Raw genomic sequence first — 21,794 nt, 5'->3', positions numbered from 1 at the left:
CTAATAGCAGTCGCTCACACAAAAGAACCCCCCCAGTGCCTTCTGGGGGGGGTTCTTTTGTGTTTACCCTCCGCTATGCAGAGTAGTGACCCAATAAGGGGCTGTTCGGGGAGTCGAGCCACGCCCGTCCGCCATTGCTGTCTGCCGTCAGACCGAACCGATCGAAGCCGGGTCGCCCGTGCTCTTCCCACCAGCGGTAAGCGGCTTTTGTCTCCTCCCACAGCCTGCGGGGGCCAGACTGGACGACCGCGTACTCCTGCCGCTCCGGCTCGTAGTCGGCCGAGGCCCACGACTTCCTGTCGGTGCTGTACGTCCACAGCGTGTAGGCGCCACCGTCGTACCGCTCTACCGTCCAGAACGCCCCGGGCATGCGGAGCCCGATCACGAACTGTTCCAACCATCCGCCGACCTCGGCGGGGGAGAGCGCCGTCGTGCTCCTGTCGCCGTCTGCGGGCCATTCCTGGCCCTTGAGGTACACGTCATGCGGGGGCTTGTTCTGTCGCTGCTGTCGCAGGCGCATGAAGGCGCTGGAGCGGGTGAAGTGGCCGCTCGCCGTGCCGTCGCCGTTCACGGTCAGGCGGGCGATGGCTTCGCCGCCGTACTCCGTCCCCCAGGGGGCGACGACGACCCCGCCGGTAACGGTCTGCTCGACCCATGCGGAGGGAACCTCACCGATTGAGCACGTCGCAATGACGCGGTCGTACGGCGCACTTCCCGCGTAACCCAGCCGGCCGTCTCCCACGATCACCAGGGGGGACAGACCAGCGGCCCGAAGGTTTCTGCCCGCACCCTTGGCTACCTCGGGGTCGAACTCGATGGAGACCACGTTCCCGGGCCCTAACCGGTGCGAGAGGAGACCTGCATTCCAGCCCGTACCCGTACCGATCTCAAGGACCCGATGCCCGTCCCTGACGTCGAGATCGGCCAGCATCGAGAACACCATGTGTGGTTGGGAACTGGAGCTGCTCGGGGTCGTGCCGAGGCCGTCACCCGCATGGTTACCGTCGTCCCACTGCGTCGTGAGAGGGATGTCGGAGAACACCGCGCGGAACCAAGCATCGGGGTCCGCGGTGCGGTCCACCAAAGGGTTCTGTCGGGTGCCGTCAGGGATGCCCGGCCACATGCGGTCGGGCACGAACAGGTCTCGGGGGACTGCCTTGTATGTCGGCAGCCAATCGGAATGCAGAGCGCCCGACTGGACGAGCGCGGAGGCGAGCCCCTGGGGGCCCGCCTCGTCTGTGCGCGCGGTCATCCGACCTACTTCTTCGCGGGGCCGGAGCCGTCGGAGGAGTTGCCGCCGCTACCGGTGTCGGTGCCGCCGCCTCCGTGTCCGCGCCCGCTGCTGCCGTCGTCCTGCTGACTGCCGCCCTGGCCGCTGCCCGTACCGCCGCCGTGCTTTCCGCTCACTGGTTCCTCCTTGGTAGTCGGTTTGATGAACGTGCTACCCGCCCCGTGAGGAGCGGGGGTCTGTGCTGGACTGTGCGCCGTCAGGCGCGTGCTCCTCGGGCGACCATGAGCGCCATGGTGAGGGTCCACGCGACCGCCCCGAGGGTGACCAGGACGGCACGAAAGCGTGAGGGCTGCGCACCGCCGTCTTTCACTCGTCCACCCGCAGGACGAGTGCCACGTCCGTGAACTTCCGGGTGAATGCGTCGTGCCCGGTCAGTCCGGTGTGGGCCATGCACTGACGGTCGACGTCAGCCACATCGGAACTCTCGGACGACTGCCAGCAGCATTCACGCTGTTGGCAGGACGCAGCCACGTTCACTTGGCCTTCGGGGTGTCTGATGATCCGATGCTGCGCGTACCGGAGAACGCGTCTCACCGGCGGGCCCCCTCGGGCAAGCAGCTGGTGTGCCAGTAGGCAACGGCGGGATTCCCGTCCGACCGCCCGAGCATCCCCCGTCGGGCAGGCCGATCGAGCCGGATGGGCTTCTTGCATGCGGGGCACGTCTCACGCTTCTCCGTGTAGGTCACGTACTCCCACGCCTGTTCCGCCGTCTGCCCGGTGCCCGCCATGGCGTCCTCCCGATCGCTCCCGAAGTCGATGGAACGAACCTAGGGAGTCGATGGCATGAGACTCCACAAACTTGCATGACCTTGCACGCCAATTCGCATGGCTGATAGCGCTATTGACGCCGTATCTGCTGTTCGGAGAGGCTCATGCAAGCCCGAGCAAGCACCTATACCAGGGAGCCAGCCATGGCCGTACAGTTCGTCGGCATCGACCCGAACACGGACCGGGACCACTGCCCCACCGTGTGGGCGGACGCGGAAGCTCAGGAGATCTTGTTGCAGGGATGGAAGCCGAGCGTCAAGACTCAGGCGGAGTGCGAGGCGAGCAGTCCGGCGAACGGGCCGGTCCCCGACAACGAAGCCATCGTGAGGATTCCGGCCCGGATGATCCCGATGATCAGGGAGGCGTGTGATGCCGTCGAGCGTGCCCGGCTTCGCTGAGCTGCTTGGCCAGTGCGAGCGATCCGCTGTCCATCTGGAGCTGCGCGACTCCTACGCCCCGACTGATCGGTTCGAGGCGTGGAAGCGCGGTGAGCGGATCAACTGGGAGGACCGCGAGTCCTGGTGGCATCCCTACGATCAGTTGATCAAGGACACTGTGGCCCGGGGCGTATCTGTCCGCCGGGCCCGGGTGGTCTCCGAGCCGGTATCGGATTACATCCGCTGGGAGCACTACGTCACGCACGCCAACGTCACGGCGGGCGAGGCAGTCCGGTGGCTGCCACGCCGCCGGGCAACGAGCATCCCCCTGCCGGGAAATGACTTCTGGCTGTTCGACGGCGCTCTCCTCCGTGTGCACCACTTCTCCGGCGACGGAGCAGTGGTCGAGGACGAGATCATGTCCGACCCGGAGACCGTAAAGCTGTGCTCCGCTGCCTTCGAAGCAGTCTGGGAGCGAGCGGTTCCGCACCACCAGTACGAGATCTGACGAAAGCCAGTTCCATGCCCCCACACCCGTTCTCAAGCGTGCAGAAGGCCCGCGAAGACCTCGCCGGCCGTCTGCGCGAGATCCGAAGGGATGCGGGCATCAGCGGGCGGGAGCTGGCCGTCAGGTGCGGCTGGTCGGAGTCGAAGTCGTCCCGGATCGAGAACGCCAAGACACCACCTTCGGATGCAGACATCAGGGCGTGGTGCCGAGCCTGCTCCGCCGACTGTCAGATCCCCGACCTGATAGCGGTAAACAGACAATCAGCCGATGCGCACGTTCAGTGGAGACGACTTCAGCGGAGCGGTCTCCGCCGCCTGCAAGAGTCCACGGGGGACCTGTATCAGCAGACCAAGGTGTTCCGGGTCTACGTCTCGGACGTGATCCCCGGATTCCTCCAGACACCTGGATACGCCAGTGCTCTGCTGTCGTCCATCGCAGGCTTCCGGGGGACCCCGGACGATGTGAGTGACGCCGTGGCGGCCCGCATACGACGAAACGCGGTGCTGAGCAGCGGTGCCCGACGGTTCTCCTTCGTGCTGGAGGAAGCCGTACTGCGGTACCGGATGTGCAGTCCGGAAACCATGGCAGCCCAACTTGGTCACCTGCTCGGGGTGATGGATCTCCAGAACGTCGCCGTGGGCGTCATCCCGTTCTCGGCGCAACGGACCGTATGGCCCATGCCAACCTTCACGGTCTTCGATGACGCCAGGGTGCACGCGGACACGCTGGACGCCGCTTCCACGCTCACTCAGCCGAGTCAGGTCGAGCTGTACGCCCGGGCCTTCGACCGGCTCTCACAAGGGGCTGTGCGGGGCGCTGCGGCACGTTCCCTCGTAGCGGGTGCGTTGGCATCCCTGGACTGAGCGCGGTCGCATCCAGCCGGGCGCGAGACCACTCATCAAGCAGAGAGCCCCCGGCGGATGCCAGAGGCTCTCGACAGGTGCTGCTACCGGGCTCAGCCGAGGCCGGGACCGCGCACCGGGATGCTGGTGAACGTCGGCTGCTCGGGTTCACGCGAGGTGAAGAAGTCGTTGCCCTTGTCGTCGACCACGATGAAGGCCGGGAAGTCCTCCACCTCGATCTTCCAGACCGCTTCCATGCCGAGCTCCTCGTACTCCAGGACCTCGACCTTCTTGATGCAGTCCTGGGCCAGGCGCGCCGCCGGGCCGCCGATCGAGCCCAGGTAGAAGCCGCCGTGCGTACCGCACGCGTCCGTCACCTGCTGCGAGCGGTTGCCCTTGGCCAGCATGACCTTGGAGCCGCCCGCCGCCTGGAACTGCTCGACGTAGGAGTCCATGCGGCCGGCCGTGGTCGGGCCGAAGGAGCCCGACGCGTAGCCCTCGGGGGTCTTCGCGGGACCGGCGTAGTAGACCGGGTGGTCCTTCAGGTACTGCGGCATCGGCGCGCCCGAGTCCAGCAGCTCCTTGATCTTCGCGTGCGCGATGTCGCGCGCCACGACCAGCGGGCCGGTCAGTGACAGCCGGGTCTTGACCGGGTGCTCGGTCAGCGTCGCCAGGATGTCGTCCATCGGCTGGTTCAGATCGATGGAGACGACGTCCGAGGCCTCGCTCAGGTGCTCGTCCGTGGTGTCCGGCAGGAAGCGCGCCGGGTCCGTCTCCAGCTGCTCCAGGAAGACGCCTTCGGCGGTGATCTTCGCGGTGGCCTGGCGGTCCGCCGAGCAGGACACGGCGATGGCGACCGGCAGGGAGGCGCCGTGCCGGGGGAGACGCACGACGCGGACGTCGTGGCAGAAGTACTTGCCGCCGAACTGCGCGCCGATGCCGATCTTCTGGGTCAGCTCGAAGACCTGCTGCTCCAGGGCCTCGTCGCGGAAGCCGTGGCCCAGCGGGGAGCCCTCGCGGGGCAGCTCGTCCAGGTAGTGCGCCGAGGCGTACTTGGCGGTCTTCAGCGCGTGCTCGGCGGAGGTGCCGCCGACCACGATCGCCAGGTGGTAGGGCGGGCAGGCCGCCGTACCGAGCGAGCGGATCTTCTCCTCCAGGAACTTCATCATGGAGGCCTCGTTGAGGACCGCCTTCGTCTCCTGGTAGAGGAAGGACTTGTTGGCCGAGCCGCCACCCTTGGCCATGAAGAGGAACTTGTACGCGCCGCCGTCGGTCGCGTACAGCTCGATCTGCGCGGGCAGGTTCGAGCCGGTGTTCTTCTCCTCCCACATGGTGAGCGGGGCCATCTGCGAGTAGCGCAGGTTCAGCCGCGTGTAGGCGTCGTAGATGCCGCGCGAGAGCGCCGCCTCGTCCCCGCCCTCGGTCAGCACGTTCTGGCCGCGCTTGCCCATGACGATCGCCGTGCCCGTGTCCTGGCACATCGGCAGGACGCCGGCCGCCGCGATGTTCGCGTTCTTCAGCAGGTCCAGGGCCACGAACTTGTCGTTCGAGGAGGCCTCGGGGTCGTCGATGATCCGGCGCAGCTGCGCGAGGTGCGCGGGGCGCAGGAAGTGCTGGATGTCGTGGATGGCCTCTTCGGCGAGCTTGCGCAGCGCCTCCGGCTCCACCTTGAGGAACGTACGGCCGTCCGCCTCGAAGGTGGACACGCCCTCGGCGGTCACCAGCCGGTACGGGGTGGTGTCCTCGCCCAGGGGCAGCAGGTCGGTGTACGCAAACTCTGGCATGACGGCAGTCATTCCTCACTCGGCAGACGGCGCTGGCGACCAATTGGCAGCGCGGTTAACCAGCGTAGGACCTCTTCCCGGGGGCGTGTCTGTGAGGTAAGGCTCACTCAGCAGTATCGCGATCTATCGTGTCTGGCTATGCTGGGCGTCGTGGACCTGGAAAAGCACCCCGCCGCCCCCGCACCCGCCCACGCGCCCGCCGGCCCCGCCGAGCTGCGCGCCTCCGACGCGGACCGGGACCGGATCGCGCAGATCCTCGGCGACGCGCTCGCCGAAGGCCGGCTGACGGCCGAGGAGCATTCCGACCGCCTGGACACGCTCTACGCGGTCAAGACCGTCGGCGAGCTGGAAGTGCTCGTACGGGATCTGCCCGCGCCCGGCGGCGTCCATGCCTCGCCCGCGTACACGGCCCCCTCCACCACCCCGGGCGGCCCCGCCGAGACCATAGTGGCCGTCTGCAGCAGCTCCGCCCGCAAGGGCCGCTGGCGGCCGGGCCCGCACACCCGCGCCGTCTCGGTCATGGGCGACATCACCATCGACCTCACCGAAGCGGTCTTCGAGCAGCAGGTCACCGAGATCAACGTGACCTGCGTCCTCGGCAACGTCGAGGTCCTGGTCCCGGAGAACGTCACCCTGCGCGGCTACGGCAGCGGGGTCCTCGGCAACTTCGAGGTGCGCGGCGAGGGCCGCGGCGAGACCGATCCGCAGGCGCCGGTGGTGATCGTCCGGGGCTTCGCCCTGCTCGGCAACATCGAGGCGCGGCCCAAGCTCGGCGCCCGCCTGGTGGACCTGGCCCGCAAGCTGCGCAAGCGCACGGAGGGCTGAAACCGGCTGCGACCGGCTGCCGCCGGCCGAGCCCCGACAGCCCAACGCGCCGCGGTTCCAACGAAATTCGGCCGCAGACCGCCAAGACGCCTCCTAGGGTCCCGACCATGACGACAACCAAGTGGGAACTGCTCGACCAGGCGTACGCGACCCTGCGCGAGGCCGTCGCGGGGGTACCCGTCGACGGCTGGGGCGGCGCGACCCCCTGCGCGCGGTGGAACGTCACCCAGGTCCTCCAGCACGCCGCGGGCGACCAGCTCGCCTACGCCGCCCGCCTGACCGGTGGGCCCGGGCCCACCGAGGACCCCTTCGTGCCCTCCGGCACCCTGGCCGGCCCCCCCGGTGGACCTGCTGGAACCGGCGCTCGCCGCCGCGGCCGAGGCTTTCGCCGGGGTCGCCCCCGGCGACCCCGAGGTGGCCGTGCCGCTGCCGCCCTTCTCCGTACCGGCCGAGACGGCCGTCGGCGCGGCCGCCCTCGACGCCGCCGTGCACGCCTGGGACATCGCCGTCGCTACGGGCCGCCCGCCGGGCCTGACCGACGCGCTGGCCGCCGCCCTGCGCCCGGCCGCCGACGCCCTCGTCGAGCCCCTGCGCGGCTTCGCCTACGGCCCGGCCCTCCCCCTCGCGCCGGGCGCGGACCACGGCGCGGCGGCGCGCCTGCTGGCCTTCCTCGGGCGGGATCCCGGATGGGCCGCACCCGCGGTGTGACGGCCCGCCCGACGGGGTCTCGTTTCGGACGAACCCCCGGCGGCCCGTGGCGCGCGGTGCATAGGGGCGCGTACAGCGGGTAGGGACAGGTGCGTCGTCTCTCGCTCACGTATACGTCGTCAGGAGTAGACCGTGCCGCATCCGCCGCATCAGTCCTTGCAGGTAGCCGCCGTCCAGAGTTTTCCGGGGCGCGCGGCGGCCGTGCCGAAGCCGCGGGTGCCGGCGAGGGCGGAGGACGGCCCATGGCATGCGGAGGCGGTGTGCCGCCGGGACGAGGCGGGGCTCTTCTTCGCGCCGTCCAAGGAGCCGACCGCGGCCCGGCTCTCCCGCGAGGAGGCCGCCAAGCGCGTCTGCGCCCGCTGCCCCGTGATGGTCGCCTGCCGGGAGCACGCGCTGCTCCAGCCCGAGCCGTACGGGGTGTGGGGCGGGCTCACCGCCGCCGAGCGCCGGGTGGTGCTGGCGCGGATGCGGCGCAGGGCCGCCGAGCTGCGCCAGGCCCCCGGAGCCGGGCCGATCGCCGCGGCGGGCTGAACCCGTCCCGGGCCGCCCGTGGCGGACCGCCGGGGCGCCGGACGCCGGAGGTCGAGGTCGGACACCGAGGCCGGACGTGCGTGGATGTGCGAGAGGGGCGGTCCCGCCGCACGCGGTGACCGCCCCTCTCGCTTCCTCACGCCGTGACTAGTGCGCGCGGTCGAAGTCGATCGCGCTGTACGCGCGCAGCTTCGACAGGCGGTGCGTGGAGTCGATCTGCCGGATCGTGCCCGACTTCGAGCGCATGACCAGCGAGGACGTCGTCGCGGTCTCCGAGCGGTAGTGGACACCGCGCAGCAGCTCGCCGTCGGTGATGCCGGTGGCGACGAAGAAGACGTTCTCGCCGGACACCAGGTCGTTCGTGGTCAGGACGCGGTCCAGGTCGTGACCGGCATCGAGCGCGCGCCGGCGCTCGGCCTCGTCCTTCGGCCAGAGCTTGCCCTGGATGGTGCCGCCGAGGCACTTTATGGCGCACGCCGAGATGATGCCCTCGGGGGTGCCGCCGATGCCCAGGAGCAGGTCGACGCCGGTGCCCTCGCGCACGGCCATGACCGAGCCGGCGACGTCGCCGTCGGAGATGAACTTGATCCGGGCGCCGGTCTCGCGGATCTCCTTGACGATGCCCTCGTGGCGGGGGCGGTCCAGGATGACCACGGTGACGTCCTCGACGGCCATGTTCTTGGCCTTGGCGACCCGGCGGATGTTCACCGAGACGGGGGCGTTGATGTCGACGAAGTCGGCGGCCTCGGGACCGGTGACCAGCTTCTCCATGTAGAACACCGCGGACGGGTCGAACATGGTGCCGCGGTCGGCGGCCGCCAGGACGGCGATGGCGTTCGGCATGCCCTTGGCGTTCAGGGTGGTGCCGTCGATCGGGTCCACGGCGATGTCGACCTCGGCGCCCGTGCCGTCGCCGACCCGCTCGCCGTTGAAGAGCATGGGGGCCTCGTCCTTCTCCCCCTCGCCGATGACGACGACGCCGTTCATCGAGACGGTGGAGATCAGGGTGCGCATCGCGTTGACCGCGGCACCGTCCGCGCCGATCTTGTCGCCGCGTCCGACCCACCGGCCCGCGGCCATGGCGGCGGCCTCGGTGACCCGTACGAGTTCCAGTGCGAGGTTGCGGTCGGGGGCCTCCGGAGAGACTTCGAGCTGGGGCGGCAGGTTGTGCTCGGTCATCGGAGCGCACCTTTCTGTACGGCGACGGCCGGGAAGTGAGGGTGCTGGAACTCTATCGGTACGTCGACATATTGAGCAGGGCGGGTCACGTATGAGCGGCATATCGGTCAGTCGATTGTCCTGAGCGGACGTCTTGCGGCCCTCCCGGGCCGTCCCGGATCTCCTCCAGGACTCTCCAGGGTCCGCCGACACGCGCCGCACCGCGACCCCGGCGGTGATCGCCGCCCCGCGATGCGGGACGATGGGGCGCGTGGCAGGTATGAAAGGCAAGCAGACGGTCTGGGACATGGTCCGGTCGCTGGGGGTGATCGGCATCGTCGTCGCCGGGATCTACCTCTTCGTCCCGCATGACGAGAAGGCCGACCCGACGCTCACGGTCGACTACCGGGTGGAGACCCTGACGGCCCGGCGCGCGGCCCCGTATCCGGTGGCGGCCCCCGTGGGGCTCCAGGAGCAGTGGCGGGCGACCTCGGTGACGTACGAGCGCAAGAACGCCAACGCCTGGCACCTGGGCTTCCTCGACCCGGAGCAGCAGTACGCGGCGGTGGAGCAGTCCACGGACACCTCGGCCAAGTACCTCGCCAAGGTCACCCAGCACGCGACGGCCACCGGGCAGACGCAGCAGATCGGCGACCTGACCTGGGAACGCTGGGACGGCGAGAAGTACGACGCCCTCGTGCGGCAGGAGCAGGGCTACGTCACGGTGGTGACCGGCACGGCCTCCTTCGACCAGCTCGGCGCGCTGGCGGCGGCGCTGGAGTTCAAGCAGGGCAAGTAGCGCGGGCGCCGCGGGCCGGGCGCGCGGGCGAGTGGGGGCGGGTCGCGCCTGACGCGCCCCGCACACGCCCCGCGCACCCGCGTGGAACGTGTACGCGAGAAGGGCCGTGCGCCCCGGGATCCCGGGGCGCACGGCCCTTCTGCGTGTGCTGCTACGGCGGAGCCGATCAGACGGTCGTGATGACCTCGTCGAAGCCCAGGCGCGGGGAGCGGTCGAACCAGGCACCCTCGGCGGCCGGCTTGCCGATGTTGATGACCATGATCGGGGTGTGGTCGGCGTCCAGGAATTCCTTCTGGATGCCGGCGAAGTCGGCGCCGGTCATCGGGCCCGCGGCCAGGCCGGCGGCACGGATGCCGATGATGAAGTACGCGGCCTGCAGCGCGGAGTTCAGCAGCGCGGACTGCTCGCGGACCGGGCGCTCGGAGAAGAACGCGTCCTTGGCCTGCGGGAAGTGCGGGAGCAGCTGCGGGAGCTCCTCGTGGAACTCGTTGTCCGCGGAGAGGATCGCGACCAGCGGCGCGGTGGCGGTCTTGGCGTCGTTGCCCTTGGCCATGTGCTGCACGAGGCGCTCACGGGCCTCGGGGGAGCGGACCAGGGTGATGCGCAGCGGGGTCTGGTTGAAGGCGGTGGGACCGAACTTCACCAGGTCGTATATCGCCTGGACCTGCTCCTCGGTGACCGGCTCGTCGGTGAACGAGTTGGCCGTGCGGGCCTCGCGGAACAGCAGGTCCTGCGCGGCGGAGTCAAGAACGAGAGACATCGGAAAGCCTTCTTCCATACGGAGGTGAAGCGATGTCCCAGACTCTACGGCGGAAGTAGATGAATTTTCAACTAAATCCGCCTTCTGGTGATCGGGATCACTTCTCGGGTCACTCCCCGACCCCTCCTCCCGGGTCAGGTCACCTCTCCCCGGTCACTCCTCCCCGGTCACTCCTCCCCGGTCACTCCTCCCCGGTCACTCCTCCCCGGTCACTCCTCCTCGGCCGGCTCGCGTGCCGCGAGCGCCGAGTCCAGCCGGGCCCGGGCCCCCTCAAGCCAGTGCCGGCACACCTTCGCCAGCTCCTCACCGCGCTCCCAGAGCGCGAGCGAGTCCTCCAGCGAGGTCCCGCCGGCCTCCAGCTTGCGGACGACCTCGATGAGCTCGTCGCGGGCCTGCTCGTACCCCAGCGCCGTTCCGGCCTCTGCCATTCCCGTATCCATCCTCTGTGTGTCGTGCGACCACGTGATTGCGGCCGCGTGTCGCTATTGCGAAGCGGCCGGCGGGTCCGCCGGGGAGACCTCCACGGAGAACGTGCCCTCCGCCACCCGCGCACGCAGCACATCGTGCGGACCCACCTCCTGCGGCGAGCGCACCACATGACCGTCGGCCCGCTGCAGCACGGCGTACCCCCGCTCCAGGGTCGCCGCCGGGGACAGCGCCACCACCCGGGCGAGGGTGTGCGCGAGTTCCGAGTCGGCCCGGTCCAGCAGGTGTCCCAGCGTGCGACGGGCGCGGGCCAGCAGGGCGTCCAGCTCGTCCTCGCGGATCTCCACCATCCGCTGGGGGTGGACGAAGACCGGCCGGGCCAGGGCGTGCGCGAGGCCCCGTTCCTCCCGGTCGAGCAGCCCGCTCACCGCGCGCAGCCCCCGCGCCTGCAGCTGGCGTACGCGCTCCAGCTCCTCGCCGACGTCCGGCACCACCTTCTTCGCCGCGTCCGTGGGCGTGGAGGCCCGGACGTCCGCGACCAGGTCCAGCAGCGGGGAGTCCGGCTCGTGGCCGATCGCCGAGACCACCGGGGTGCGGGCCGCGGCGACCGCCCGGACCACCTCCTCGTCGGAGAACGGCAGCAGGTCCTCCACGCTGCCCCCGCCCCGCGCCACGATGATCACGTCGACCTCGTCCAGGGCGTCGAGCTCCTTGACCGCCTGGACCACCTGGGGCACCGCGTGCACCCCCTGGACGGCGACGTTGCGCACCTCGAAGCGGACCGCCGGCCAGCGGCGCCGAGCGTTCTCCAGGACATCGCGCTCGGCCGCCGAGGCCCGCCCGACCACCAGCCCGATCAGCTGCGGCAGGAAGGGCAGCGGCTTCTTGCGGTCCAGCGCGAAGAGCCCCTCGGAGGCCAGGGACCGCTTGAGGCGCTCCAGCCGGGCGAGGAGCTCCCCGATGCCGACCGGCCGTATCTCCGTGGCCCGCAGGGACAGCTGCCCGCGCGGGGCGTACCACTCGGGCTTGGCCAGCAGCACGACCCGGGCGCCCTCGGAGACCACGTCGGCGACCTCGTCGAAGACCTGGCGGAAGCAGGTCACGCTGACCGAGATGTCGTGCGAGGGGTCGCGCAGCGTCAGGAAGACCACCCCCGCTCCCGGCCGCCGCGAGAGCTGCGTGATCTGCCCCTCCACCCACACCTGGCCGAGCCGCTCGATCCAGCCCCCGATGAGCCGGGACACCTGGCCTACCGGCAGCGGCGCCTCGGCCGACGTATTCAGACCCATGCACGCAGGCTATCCGGCGCCGCCGACAGTGCGTCAGGCCCCGGGGCCGGTGTCGCCGGGCAGGTCGCGGCGGCCGCGCTGGACGAACAGCACCGCCAGGCCCACCGCCAGCCACACCGCCCCCACCAGCTGCGCCGTCCACGAGGCCTCGAAGATCACCGCGACGGTCACCGCCGCGCCCAGCACCGGCATCACCAGGTGCTTCCACCAGTTCGGCGGACCCTCGCGCCGTTTGACCACGAACCAGCCCACCACCGAGGCGTGCAGCAGCGTGAAGGCCACCAGCGCCCCGACGTCCACCACCGACACCAGCTGGTCGAGCCCGTCGTCGCGCCGGGCCGCCCACACCGCCGCGACCAGCGTGATGGTGGCCGCCACCAGCAGGGCGGGCCGCGGGGTCCCGTCCGAGGTCCGGGCGAGCACCCGGGGCAGCCGCCGCTCCCGGGCCATCGCGAACACCAGCCGCCCGGCCGCCGCCTGCCCGGCCAGCGCGGCGAAGGCCGCCCCGATCGCCTTGCTGACCGCCACCAGGTCGTGCAGCCAGGAGCCGACCGCGGACTCCACCGCGTCGTAGAAGGCCGGGCCCTGCAGCGCCGGCTCGGCCGCCAGCTCCGCCGAGGACACGGGCATGAGCAGCGCCGCGAGATAGCTCTGGGCGATGAACAGCACCCCGGCCAGCGCCAGACAGAACAGCACCGCCCGCGCCACCCGCTCCGAACCGCCCGTCGCCTCCTCGGCGAAGGAGGCGATGGCGTCGAAGCCGAGGTAGGACAGGACCGCGATCGACACCCCGCCCAGCACCGCCGCCGTACTGAAGCCGAGCGAACCGTCGCCGGTCAGCGGGGACAGCCAGCCGCGCCGCGCCCCGCCCTGGACCAGTACGGTCACCGCGGCCACCACGAAGACGAGCAGGACCACGATCTCCATGGCCAGCACGGCGAAACCCACGCGCGCGGCCGCCCGGACCCCCCACAGGTTCAGCAGGGTGGTGATCACGACGGCCAGGGCCGTCCACACCCACCGCGAGACCTCGGGGACCAGCGCGTTCATCGCGATCCCCGAGAAGAGGTAGGCGACCGCCGGGATCAGCAGGTAGTCGAGCATCGCCATCCACCCGGCGATCAGCCCCGGGCCCTCGCCGAGACCCTTTCGGGCGTACGTGAAGACCGAGCCGGCCTGCGGGGCGACCCGCACCATCTGCGCGTAGGAGAAGGCCGTGAAGGCCATCGCCACGGTCGCGCAGAGGTAGACGAGGGCCACGGCGCCGTGGGAGGTGGCGTCGAGCGCCCCGAAGACCCCGACGGGGGCCATCGGGGCGATGAACAGCAGGCCGTAGACGACCAGATCCCGGAAGCCGAGGCTCCGCCGCAGCGCCGAGGGCGCCGCCGCACTGGAATCCGTAACGGAAGCCATCCGTCCTCCGGCGTATAGGGGCGGGCTCTCGGGCAAGTGTGTGCCGTACGGCCGACGCCCGGCCTCCTGGAGACCCCCGTACGATGGAGCACATGACTGCTCCCGCCCCCGCTCCCGCTTCCCGCCGTGTCCTGCTCGCCGCGCCCCGCGGCTACTGCGCGGGCGTGGACCGAGCCGTGATCGCCGTCGAGAAAGCCCTTGAGCAGTACGGTGCGCCGGTCTACGTCCGCCACGAGATCGTGCACAACAAGTACGTCGTCCAGACCCTGGAGAAGAAGGGCGCCATCTTCGTCGAACGGACGGAGGAGGTGCCCGAGGGCTCCATCGTGATGTTCTCCGCGCACGGTGTGGCGCCGGTGGTGCACGAGGAGGCGGCGCGCGGCAAGCTCGCGACGATCGACGCGACCTGCCCGCTGGTCACCAAGGTGCACAAGGAAGCCATCCGGTACGCGAACGAGGACTTCGACATCCTCCTCATCGGCCACGAGGGCCACGAGGAGGTCATCGGCACCTCCGGCGAGGCCCCCGACCACATCACGATCGTCGACGGCCCGCACGACGTGGAGAAGGTCACCGTCCGCGACGAGTCCAAGGTCGTCTGGCTCTCCCAGACCACCCTCTCGGTCGACGAGACCATGGAGACGGTCGACGCGCTGAAGACGAAGTTCCCGCTGCTCGTCTCGCCGCCGAGCGACGACATCTGCTACGCCACCTCGAACCGGCAGGCCGCCGTCAAGGTGATGGGCGCCGACTCCGACCTGGTCATCGTGGTCGGCTCGAGGAACTCCTCGAACTCGATCCGGCTCGTCGAGGTCGCCAAGGACGCCGGCGCCAAGGCCGCGTACCTGGTCGACTTCGCCAGCGAGATCGACGAGGCCTGGCTGGAGGGCGTCACCACCGTCGGCCTCACCTCGGGCGCCTCGGTGCCGGAGGTCCTGGTCGAGGAGGTCCTGGAGTGGCTGACGGTGCGCGGTTACGCGGACGTGGAGATCGTCAAGACCGCCGAGGAGTCGATCGTCTTCTCGCTGCCGAAGGAACTCCGCCGTGACCTGCGTGCCGAGGCTGCCGAACTGGTCGCCGACAAGTAACTCGTTTCGTACGGTATGTCCATGCAGATCTTCGGCGTGGACATCGGCGGAACCGGGATCAAGGGCGCTCCCGTGGACCTGGAGCGCGGCGACCTGGCTCAGGAGCGCCACAAAGTACTGACACCACATCCGGCCACCCCCGAGGGGGTGGCCGGCTGCGTCGGCGAGGTGGTGCGCAACTTCGACTGGGACGGGCCCCTCGGGGTCACCTTCCCGGGCGTGGTCACGAGCGGCGTCATCCGTTCGGCGGCCAACATGGACAAGTCCTGGATCGGCGTCGACGCGGCGGCGCTGATCTCGCGCGAGGTGGGCGGCCTGCCGGTCACCGTCCTGAACGACGCGGACGCGGCGGGCGTCGCCGAGATGACGTACGGGGCCGGGCGCGGGCGGGGCGGCACCGTCCTCCTGCTCACCCTGGGGACGGGCATCGGGAGCGCCCTGTTCACGGACGGGCGGCTGGTCGCGAACTCGGAGCTCGGTCACCTGGAGCTGAAGGGCCACGACGCGGAGACGCGGGCGTCGGTGAAGGCCAAGGAGGACCACGACCTCACGTGGGAGCGCTGGGCGCACCGCGTGCAGAAGTACCTCCAGCACGTGGAGATGCTGTTCTCGCCGGACCTCTTCATCATCGGCGGGGGCGTCAGCCGCAAGCCGGAGAAGTTCCTGCCGCTGATCGAGGGCGTGCGGGCCGAGATCGTCCCGGCGACGCTGCAGAACAACGCGGGCATCGTGGGAGCGGCGATGGCCGCGAAGGCGGCGAAGGCGGCGAAGGCGGCGAAGGCGGCGAAGACGGCGAAGACGGCCGAGAAGGTCGCGAAGTAGCGGCGGGAGCGCTCACTGGGTGATGCGCCGGGGCATCCGCCGCCTGCCGATCAGTACGGCCTTGCGTACGACGGCGATCAGCGCGGCGACCAGCGTCCCGGCGTACAGCCAGCCGGCGTGCAGGGACAGCGCGGACACCAGCCCCATCAGATGCCCGCCGATGCCGCCGGAGCCGCCCGAGATGGGCCACACTCCGGCGGCGAAGGCGATGGGCACGCCGATCGGCGCCGTGATCAGGTCGGCGGGCCGTACCCAGAGCGCCGTGGCGGCGGCGACGGGCAGGAAGAGCAGCCCGTAGACGAAGAGCGAGGAGCCGAAGAGCAGCCAGCAGATCCCGCCCACGAGCACCATGGCGGCGCACGCGAACAGCCCGCCGCCGAGCCCGGTCAGCCGTGGCCGCGGCATCCGCCGCGCGAGCGCGGACCGCCGCGGGCCGACGCCGGCCTGGGCGGGCACCGCGGCGGACCGGGGCGCCTGGCGCTGGGCCGGCGGTCGCTGCTGGTGAGGGGCCGATCGCGTCCTGTATTGCTCCACGGCACCAAAGTAGGCGGGGAGCGGGTCGGATCGGCCCCGGACACGCGTACAACCACCGCCACTCATCGGAAAGTAAACTGTCCGGTGGCCCACTCCTGGGCCGCCGCCCCCTCCAGCTACGGGAAGTCGCCAACGTGTCGCTCACGATCGGAATCGTCGGCCTGCCGAATGTCGGCAAGTCGACCCTTTTCAACGCCCTGACCAAGAACGACGTGCTGGCGGCCAACTACCCGTTCGCCACGATCGAGCCGAACGTCGGCGTCGTCGGCGTCCCGGACACGCGTCTGGCCGTCCTCGCCGGCATCTTCGGTTCGCAGCGCGTCCTGCCGGCGACCGTCGACTTCGTCGACATCGCGGGCATCGTGCGCGGTGCCTCGGAGGGCGAGGGCCTGGGCAACAAGTTCCTGGCGAACATCCGCGAGTCGGACGCCATCTGCCAGGTCATCCGCGCCTTCAAGGACGAGAACGTCGTCCACGTCGACGGCAAGGTCTCGCCGAAGGACGACATCGAGACGATCAACACCGAGCTGATCCTCGCCGACCTCCAGTCCATCGAGAAGGCCGAACCGCGCCTGACGAAGGAGTCCCGCCTCCAGAAGGAGAAGGTCGCGGTCCTCGCGGCCGTCGTCGAGGCCAAGAAGATCCTCGAAGCGGGCGACACCCTCTTCTCCAAGGGCATCACCAAGGGCACGGAGCAGGGCGACCTGCTCCACGAGCTCCACCTGCTGACCACGAAGCCCTTCCTCTACGTCTTCAACGTGGACGAGGACGAGCTGACGGACGACGCCTTCAAGGCCGAGCAGAGCGCGCTCGTCGCCCCGGCCGAGGCGATCTTCCTGAACGCCAAGCTGGAGCAGGACCTCTCCGAGCTGGACGACGAGGAGGCCCTCGAGCTCCTCCAGTCGGTCGGCCAGGAGGAGCCGGGCCTCGCCACCCTCGGCCGCGTCGGCTTCGACACCCTGGGCCTGCAGACCTACCTGACGGCCGGCCCGAAGGAAACCCGCGCCTGGACCATCAAGAAGGGCGCCACGGCCCCCGAGGCGGCCGGCGTGATCCACACGGACTTCCAGCGCGGCTTCATCAAGGCCGAGGTCATCTCCTTCGCGGACCTGGTCGCCTGCGGCTCGGTCGCCGAGGCCCGCGCCAAGGGCAAGGCCCGCATGGAGGGCAAGGACTACGTCATGCAGGACGGCGACGTGGTCGAGTTCCGCTTCAACGTCTGATCGCGTATCCAGATGCGGCCTGACCTGCGAGGATGCAGGTCAGGTCCTTCTGCTGTCCGCAACAGTCCGCAGAACCGGGAGCAGCTACGTGTCGTAGACCGTGGAGCGGTGTCCGACGTGTACGACCCACACCACCAGCTCCCCGTTGTCGATCGTGTAGACGACACGGTAGTCGCCGACCCGTAGGCGGCGGCGCTCAGGCTGGGATACGAGTGCGGTGGTGTTGAAGCCGAAGGGGTCGCTCTCCAGCTCTGTCAGTTTGGCCAGGATGCGAAGCGCCATGTCACGCGGGATCTTGCGCAGCTCGGCCTGGGCCTCGGGCCGGAACACCGTGCGGTAGTCACTCACTGCGTGCCAGCGTCTCCCTCATCACGTCCTCGATCGGGATGCCGGCGGCCGGGCTCGCCATGCGCTCGTCGATGATGCGGTTGATCTCGCGCTCTTCCCACTCCTGGTACTTGCGCAGCACCTCGATCGAGACCACGGCGGCGACCTGCTTGCCGCGACGGGTGATGACAGTGGGCACGTCGTCGCGGTCGGCCCGTTCGACGACCTCGGCCAAGTGAGCGCGTACGTCGCGGATGGACTCTATGGGCAGCGGCTGAGTCATGCCTCAAGGGTACCGAGTGTGCCATGTGTACACAATCGGGGTTGCATGCACTCGTTGGGATGAGCCGCCGATTGGGTGGCTGATTCCGGGGACAGAGATCCCGCGGCCTTGCGGCGTGCAGGGCCCCCGCGTGCGAGCCAGGCCCCAGGCCGATGGACTAATTTCGCAAGCATGCAGGTCGGAAGGGGCCGGACTCGTCGAGTTCGACCCGTTCTGGCATGCTCATGCCGACTTGGTGCTGACTCGCGATCGCGGAAGCGGAGGCAGGGTCAGGCGTGGGGTACCGCCGTGGCGAGGACCACATCGAATTCCTCGAGGCTGCGGGTGGTTGCGCGAGCCTTCGCCGTGGCCTCTCCGCGGGCCGCCGCGACGGCGCCACGGGATGCCACGAGTGCGTCGCGGTCGGCGTAGAGCGCGCCGACAGCGGCTCTGCCCCCGTCGCGATCGATGAGCAGGGAGATGCCGGCCAGTCCGGGGACCTTCTGGACCTTGGGCAGTGAGGTGTCGCGGAACGTGTCCACCAGCAGGTCGATGTCGGCCGGCTCGACGTCCATGTGGACCAGCCGGAACCCCGCGCCCGGCCCGAGTTCCTCTGCGCGCCGGGCGACCGCCGCTTCCCAGTTGTCGACCGTCACGGTCTGCGCGAACGGCGCCATCATCTCGGCCCGCCGCTTGCTCAGGTTCTCGTAGCTGGCCTGCCGGGAGGCCTCGTCCTCCCACCACGATCCCACCAGGAGCTTGCCGAGCTCGCGGTCGGCGAACAGCCCCATCCCGCGAAAGCCCGGTTGCGCCGACAGCAGCGCACGCCCGTCGGTCCGTAGCGCCTCGGCGACCCCGTCGAGCTCGGCCGGATCACCCGTTGCATAGATGCTGCGAACGTACATAGCGCCCTTTCCTGCCTTCCGGTGGCCCCGCGCGGGCTCGTTTTCCCACTCCATGCGATGACCGGGGCGGATGGGGGGCAACGCGGCAGGGGCATTCAGGTGAAGAGGTGAGCCGTTGGCCCCTGCTGTTTCCCGTGCTGGGATGGCGCTGGGCGTCTGATCATCCATCAGCCGTTCGGCTCGCCTGAAGGGCGCCGGTGCGCGGTCCAGCGGGGCGAGGAGACCGTGACGCTTCACGGTGCCGAGCCTGGCGCGCTACGGTCGAGTCCCTGGAGAGGGCTCTGAGGGAGACATTCCCGAGCCCACGTTGCGCGGTGGCTCCGGGACTCCTTCGTGCCCGCACCGCACCTCGTCTGGTTCGCGAGCGGCCTCGCCGTGGCGAACGGCGAGCAGGACCTGTGGCCGCTGCCGGCCGAGGGTGGCGACGAAGACATCGCGGCCGAGCTGCGCAGGCACCTCGACGCCGTCGAGACCCCGTAGCCAGTCCGCAGACAGTCCGCAGGACACCCGTAAGCGACCGTCGGGACCCAACGCACGCCAACGGGGAAATGCCTGGTCAGGGCGACGTATGCGGCTCCGCCGCAGGTCAGGATCGGCTGGCAGACATTCCGCTTCAACGTGTGATCGCATCCCTAGAGGCGCCCTGACCTGCTAGAACGCGGGTCAGGGCGTTGTGCTGTCCGCAGCAGTCCGCACCAACGGGTCGACCCGGAGGGGGAAGCAGTACGCCGCTGGGTCCTTCGAACTGTAGGCGCAATGTCGCGCAGACGTCGCTGTATTCGTGCGTTAGCTTGATCGTTCACGTCTGCAGTGGGGAGGGGCGTCGTGAGTGGGCTTGCGCCTGACTTGGAGTTCATCGCGGAGGGCATGATCCGCGGTTCCATGGGGTTGATCGAGACGATGCGTGGGGCTCGGGACACCGCCATTGCGCTGGGGCATGAGCTGGCACGGCAGCAGGGGATGGCCGGTGACGACGACGCAGGACGCTCGTTTGCCAAGGTCTACGCGCCGGCGGCGTCCATGGCTCTGGACAAGATGGGATTCAGCTCCTACATCCTCGGGGCCACGAGCCGTGGTCTGATGCGTAATGCCCGTGAATTCATGGCTCAGGAGAGCCGCACGGCGTCGGCGTTCCTGGGGAAACAGGTCGACCTGACTGTGGGCATGGGTGACCCGGGCGCCGACTGCACGGAGAGCTACCTCGGCCTCGGGCAGGAGCTCCCCGGAGTGGTGGGCGAAACCGCTTGGTACGACCAGTACGCGCCAGCAGGACGTAGCGACCGGTTCCGTGGTTCACCGGAGAAGATCCGCGCCGTTGGCCGGTCCTGGCAACACGCCGGCTCCCTCTTGCAGCGGTTCCTGGAGGATGCCCAGACCTTCGCCTCGATCGCAAGTAAAGCGCACTCGGGGGAGGCGGCGGATGCCTTCCAGTCGTACTTCAAGCACTGTGTGGGTCTTACCTGCCCTCCGGCAAAGGCGCAGCAGGACGAGCCGTTGGTGACGAACCTGGTGGCCGGCTGCTCTCAGCTCGCGAAGGCATGTGCTCGGTACGCCGATCACGTGGAGGCCGCCAAGGCGAAGATCCGGGACCACAAGAACGACCTGTTCGAAGTGGACATGCCTGGGACACGCCCATGTTCGGAGCCAACGGCTACGACGGCGGGCTGCACGATGCCGTTCTCGCCGACTCCTGGATACACGACCTGGGAGACGTCGCCCACGCGCTCGACTCTTCCGCAGCCCGAGTCACGCTCCCCGATGCAGGAGGCCCGGAGGCTCCGGGGCTCCCCGGGGTGCCGTTCCTGCCCCCGCTCATCCGCCTGCCCGTTCCCTTGCCGATCGGCTCGCGTCGTACGCGGGGACCCCTGCACGCCTGCCGATGGTCAACTCTGTCGACCCCGGCATCCCGTTCGCTGATCCCATTGCCCCGGTGCCCGGTACTACCAAGCCACTCACGGCCTCGGAGCAGCAGCAGTTCCGTACGTGGATGAACTAGCTCACGCCTGGCGGCTTCGCCGGCGGCGGAGGCCCGAGCGACCCGGACAACGCCTACCAGCTGCGCACTTCCGGGTATCCGGAACGGGAGGTGCCACTGGCCGGGAAGAACCGTGGACTGATGGTGGACGGCATACGGCCCGTTGACGGATACCTCGTCGAGGCGAAGCACGTTCGTGATCCCGACTGCAAGAAGAAGAGCTTCCGATCCCTTGACCGCTTGGAAGAGACTCTGACCAAACCGGTCAAGGTGGACTCGCAGGGAAAGATCGCTTGGGATCCCGTCATCGACTCCATGTACGCCGGTGACGAGAAGGAGCTCGTCCGGTACAAGCAGGCGATGGAGAACGCCGCGAACAGCGAGATACGGGGGCTGGAGATCGTCACGAACGGCAAGGACAACGCTGCCTACTGGCAGTCCATGATGGCGATGTCGGGTACGCCGGGCTCGACGCGATACGTGCCGTGAGACAGAGGAAGACCGTGCCCACTGAACGGAATATCCGAACCAATTTTGCCTTCTACCCGCCCCAGGGCGACGGAGGAGCTTGGCGAGCCACGGCCGAGTCTCTGGAGAGGGCTCTGAGGGAGGCGTTCCCCGAGCCGGCTGTGGAGTATCGGATCTCGGGGATCCACAGTGTGCCCGTCCTCGATTTCGAGATCGAGCCGGCGCCTGGCGTATGGATCGACGGGACGGCGTCGATGCCTAGGCCCGACTATGCCTACATCACTCTGACCGACGTGACCGCAGGCGAAGCCGCGGTCTTCGCGCGGTGGCTTCGGGACTCCTTTGTGCCCGCACCGCACCTCGTCTGGTTCGCGAGCAGCCTCGCTGTGGCGAACGGCGAGCAGGACCCGTGGCCGCTGCCGGCCGAGGGTGGGGAGGAAGAGATCGCGGCGGAGCTGCGCAGGCACCTCGACTCCGTCGAGACCCCGTAGGCCAGTCCGCAGACAGTCCGCAGGACACCCGTAAACAGCCGCCGGGACCCAACGCACACCAACGGAGAAATGCCTGGTCAGGGCGGTGAATGCGGCTCCGCCGCAGGTCGGGATCGGTCCGCAGGCATTCCGCTTCAACGTCTGAGCAAGCCATCGGAGGCTCCCTGACCTGCGGCGATGCAAGTCGGGGAGCCTTGCTGTCCGCAGCAGTCCGCGCGAT

General features: G+C 69.5%; 26 protein-coding genes. 14 read left to right on the top strand and 12 right to left on the bottom strand.

From position 1 onward, the window contains the following. Positions 1-73 precede the first annotated feature (73 nt). Together AB8A24_RS20080 and AB8A24_RS20075 are read right to left on the bottom strand one after the other, a co-directional pair. Complete coding sequence (locus AB8A24_RS20080) at positions 74-1,252, bottom strand: protein-L-isoaspartate(D-aspartate) O-methyltransferase (RefSeq protein ID WP_369476946.1); 1,179 nt, start codon at positions 1,250-1,252, stop codon at positions 74-76. A 5-nt stretch (positions 1,253-1,257) separates the two neighbouring features. Continuing rightward, positions 1,258-1,407 carry a hypothetical protein gene (locus AB8A24_RS20075; RefSeq protein ID WP_266996804.1) on the bottom strand — a complete coding sequence of 50 codons (150 nt, stop codon included), beginning with the start codon at positions 1,405-1,407 and terminating at the stop codon, positions 1,258-1,260. 795 nt (positions 1,408-2,202) lie between these two features. Between AB8A24_RS20075 and AB8A24_RS20070 the strand changes: the two genes are divergently transcribed. From AB8A24_RS20070 to AB8A24_RS20060, 3 genes are read left to right on the top strand one after another with little or no spacing between them, the layout of a single operon-like run. Beyond that, complete coding sequence (locus tag AB8A24_RS20070) at positions 2,203-2,457, top strand: hypothetical protein (protein ID WP_369476944.1); 255 nt, start codon at positions 2,203-2,205, stop codon at positions 2,455-2,457. Then, positions 2,429-2,944, top strand: coding sequence for a DUF6879 family protein (locus AB8A24_RS20065; protein ID WP_369476942.1), 516 nt, complete (start codon positions 2,429-2,431; stop codon positions 2,942-2,944). Before AB8A24_RS20070 ends, AB8A24_RS20065 begins: the two co-directional genes overlap by 29 nt. A 14-nt stretch (positions 2,945-2,958) precedes the next feature. After that, positions 2,959-3,807, top strand: coding sequence for a helix-turn-helix domain-containing protein (locus tag AB8A24_RS20060; RefSeq protein WP_369476940.1), 849 nt, complete (start codon positions 2,959-2,961; stop codon positions 3,805-3,807). A 92-nt stretch (positions 3,808-3,899) separates the two neighbouring features. Here the strand turns inward: AB8A24_RS20060 and AB8A24_RS20055 are convergent, their stop codons facing one another. Beyond that, the gene (locus AB8A24_RS20055) at positions 3,900-5,570 is read right to left on the bottom strand and encodes a fumarate hydratase (RefSeq protein ID WP_369476938.1); all 1,671 of its coding nucleotides are present in this window, start codon (positions 5,568-5,570) and stop codon (positions 3,900-3,902) included. A 150-nt stretch (positions 5,571-5,720) separates the two neighbouring features. Here AB8A24_RS20055 and AB8A24_RS20050 point away from each other — a divergent pair, with 150 nt between their 5' ends. The 3 genes from AB8A24_RS20050 to AB8A24_RS20040 all read left to right on the top strand — a co-directional run bounded on the left by AB8A24_RS20050 (position 5,721) and on the right by AB8A24_RS20040 (position 7,634). Further along, a complete protein-coding gene (locus AB8A24_RS20050; protein ID WP_328961857.1) occupies positions 5,721-6,395 on the top strand; it encodes a DUF1707 domain-containing protein in 675 nt (224 codons plus the stop codon). 107 nt (positions 6,396-6,502) lie between these two features. Further along, complete coding sequence (locus tag AB8A24_RS20045) at positions 6,503-7,186, top strand: maleylpyruvate isomerase N-terminal domain-containing protein (RefSeq protein ID WP_369476936.1); 684 nt, start codon at positions 6,503-6,505, stop codon at positions 7,184-7,186. A 73-nt stretch (positions 7,187-7,259) separates the two neighbouring features. Then, positions 7,260-7,634 carry a WhiB family transcriptional regulator gene (locus tag AB8A24_RS20040; RefSeq protein WP_078909204.1) on the top strand — a complete coding sequence of 125 codons (375 nt, stop codon included), beginning with the start codon at positions 7,260-7,262 and terminating at the stop codon, positions 7,632-7,634. Positions 7,635-7,781: 147 nt separating this feature from the next. Here AB8A24_RS20040 and glpX read toward each other — a convergent pair whose 3' ends face one another. Next, positions 7,782-8,813, bottom strand: coding sequence for a class II fructose-bisphosphatase (gene glpX, locus AB8A24_RS20035; protein WP_266380599.1), 1,032 nt, complete (start codon positions 8,811-8,813; stop codon positions 7,782-7,784). A gap of 259 nt (positions 8,814-9,072) precedes the next feature. On the opposite strand from glpX, the gene AB8A24_RS20030 reads away from it, so the two are divergent. Further along, the gene (locus AB8A24_RS20030) at positions 9,073-9,591 is read left to right on the top strand and encodes a DUF4245 domain-containing protein (RefSeq protein WP_328965869.1); all 519 of its coding nucleotides are present in this window, start codon (positions 9,073-9,075) and stop codon (positions 9,589-9,591) included. Positions 9,592-9,757: 166 nt separating this feature from the next. Here AB8A24_RS20030 and AB8A24_RS20025 read toward each other — a convergent pair whose 3' ends face one another. The 4 genes from AB8A24_RS20025 to AB8A24_RS20010 form a co-directional block, all read right to left on the bottom strand. Then, positions 9,758-10,351: a malonic semialdehyde reductase gene (locus AB8A24_RS20025; RefSeq protein WP_030712043.1), complete on the bottom strand. Its 594-nt coding sequence runs from the start codon at positions 10,349-10,351 to the stop codon at positions 9,758-9,760. A gap of 209 nt (positions 10,352-10,560) precedes the next feature. Next, positions 10,561-10,779, bottom strand: coding sequence for an exodeoxyribonuclease VII small subunit (locus AB8A24_RS20020; RefSeq protein ID WP_189732883.1), 219 nt, complete (start codon positions 10,777-10,779; stop codon positions 10,561-10,563). A 54-nt stretch (positions 10,780-10,833) separates the two neighbouring features. After that, positions 10,834-12,066, bottom strand: coding sequence for an exodeoxyribonuclease VII large subunit (gene xseA, locus AB8A24_RS20015; RefSeq protein ID WP_328961855.1), 1,233 nt, complete (start codon positions 12,064-12,066; stop codon positions 10,834-10,836). 33 nt (positions 12,067-12,099) lie between these two features. Next, the gene (locus AB8A24_RS20010; protein WP_369476932.1) at positions 12,100-13,479 is read right to left on the bottom strand and encodes an APC family permease; all 1,380 of its coding nucleotides are present in this window, start codon (positions 13,477-13,479) and stop codon (positions 12,100-12,102) included. A gap of 92 nt (positions 13,480-13,571) precedes the next feature. On the opposite strand from AB8A24_RS20010, the gene AB8A24_RS20005 reads away from it, so the two are divergent. Both AB8A24_RS20005 and ppgK read left to right on the top strand, forming a co-directional pair. Continuing rightward, positions 13,572-14,567: a 4-hydroxy-3-methylbut-2-enyl diphosphate reductase gene (locus AB8A24_RS20005; protein ID WP_328961853.1), complete on the top strand. Its 996-nt coding sequence runs from the start codon at positions 13,572-13,574 to the stop codon at positions 14,565-14,567. A 21-nt stretch (positions 14,568-14,588) separates the two neighbouring features. Beyond that, on the top strand, positions 14,589-15,389 hold the full coding sequence (gene ppgK, locus AB8A24_RS20000; protein ID WP_369476929.1) for a polyphosphate--glucose phosphotransferase: 801 nt from the start codon (positions 14,589-14,591) through the stop codon (positions 15,387-15,389). Positions 15,390-15,401: 12 nt separating this feature from the next. On the opposite strand, the gene AB8A24_RS19995 is transcribed toward ppgK, so the two are convergent. Next, on the bottom strand, positions 15,402-15,923 hold the full coding sequence (locus AB8A24_RS19995) for a DUF6542 domain-containing protein (protein WP_266380584.1): 522 nt from the start codon (positions 15,921-15,923) through the stop codon (positions 15,402-15,404). A 134-nt stretch (positions 15,924-16,057) separates the two neighbouring features. On the opposite strand from AB8A24_RS19995, the gene ychF reads away from it, so the two are divergent. After that, positions 16,058-17,146 carry a redox-regulated ATPase YchF gene (gene ychF, locus AB8A24_RS19990; RefSeq protein WP_266380582.1) on the top strand — a complete coding sequence of 363 codons (1,089 nt, stop codon included), beginning with the start codon at positions 16,058-16,060 and terminating at the stop codon, positions 17,144-17,146. An 84-nt stretch (positions 17,147-17,230) separates the two neighbouring features. On the opposite strand, the gene AB8A24_RS19985 is transcribed toward ychF, so the two are convergent. The 3 genes from AB8A24_RS19985 to AB8A24_RS19975 form a co-directional block, all read right to left on the bottom strand. Next, a complete protein-coding gene (locus tag AB8A24_RS19985) occupies positions 17,231-17,494 on the bottom strand; it encodes a type II toxin-antitoxin system RelE/ParE family toxin (RefSeq protein WP_030207783.1) in 264 nt (87 codons plus the stop codon). After that, positions 17,487-17,756: a type II toxin-antitoxin system Phd/YefM family antitoxin gene (locus AB8A24_RS19980; protein WP_328927440.1), complete on the bottom strand. Its 270-nt coding sequence runs from the start codon at positions 17,754-17,756 to the stop codon at positions 17,487-17,489. The genes AB8A24_RS19985 and AB8A24_RS19980 overlap by 8 nt, the downstream gene beginning before the upstream one ends. A gap of 269 nt (positions 17,757-18,025) precedes the next feature. Continuing rightward, the gene (locus tag AB8A24_RS19975) at positions 18,026-18,640 is read right to left on the bottom strand and encodes an antibiotic biosynthesis monooxygenase (RefSeq protein ID WP_369476926.1); all 615 of its coding nucleotides are present in this window, start codon (positions 18,638-18,640) and stop codon (positions 18,026-18,028) included. 333 nt (positions 18,641-18,973) lie between these two features. On the opposite strand from AB8A24_RS19975, the gene AB8A24_RS19970 reads away from it, so the two are divergent. From AB8A24_RS19970 to AB8A24_RS19955, 4 genes are all read left to right on the top strand, one after another. Further along, entirely contained in the window at positions 18,974-19,120 is a 147-nt protein-coding gene (locus AB8A24_RS19970; RefSeq protein WP_369476925.1) for a hypothetical protein, read from the top strand. A 345-nt stretch (positions 19,121-19,465) separates the two neighbouring features. Then, entirely contained in the window at positions 19,466-20,557 is a 1,092-nt protein-coding gene (locus AB8A24_RS19965; RefSeq protein WP_369476923.1) for a hypothetical protein, read from the top strand. A gap of 169 nt (positions 20,558-20,726) precedes the next feature. Further along, complete coding sequence (locus AB8A24_RS19960) at positions 20,727-21,104, top strand: restriction endonuclease fold toxin-2 domain-containing protein (RefSeq protein ID WP_369476921.1); 378 nt, start codon at positions 20,727-20,729, stop codon at positions 21,102-21,104. Then, positions 21,101-21,574, top strand: a complete 474-nt coding sequence (locus tag AB8A24_RS19955; RefSeq protein ID WP_328961846.1) for a hypothetical protein — start codon at positions 21,101-21,103, stop codon at positions 21,572-21,574. The genes AB8A24_RS19960 and AB8A24_RS19955 overlap by 4 nt, the downstream gene beginning before the upstream one ends. Positions 21,575-21,794 lie beyond the last annotated feature (220 nt).

It is taken from the genome of Streptomyces sp. BF23-19, assembly GCF_041106355.1.
Classification (GTDB): Bacteria; Actinomycetota; Actinomycetes; order Streptomycetales; family Streptomycetaceae; genus Streptomyces; species Streptomyces virginiae_A.
This window is presented reverse-complemented; position numbering and strand designations above follow the sequence as displayed.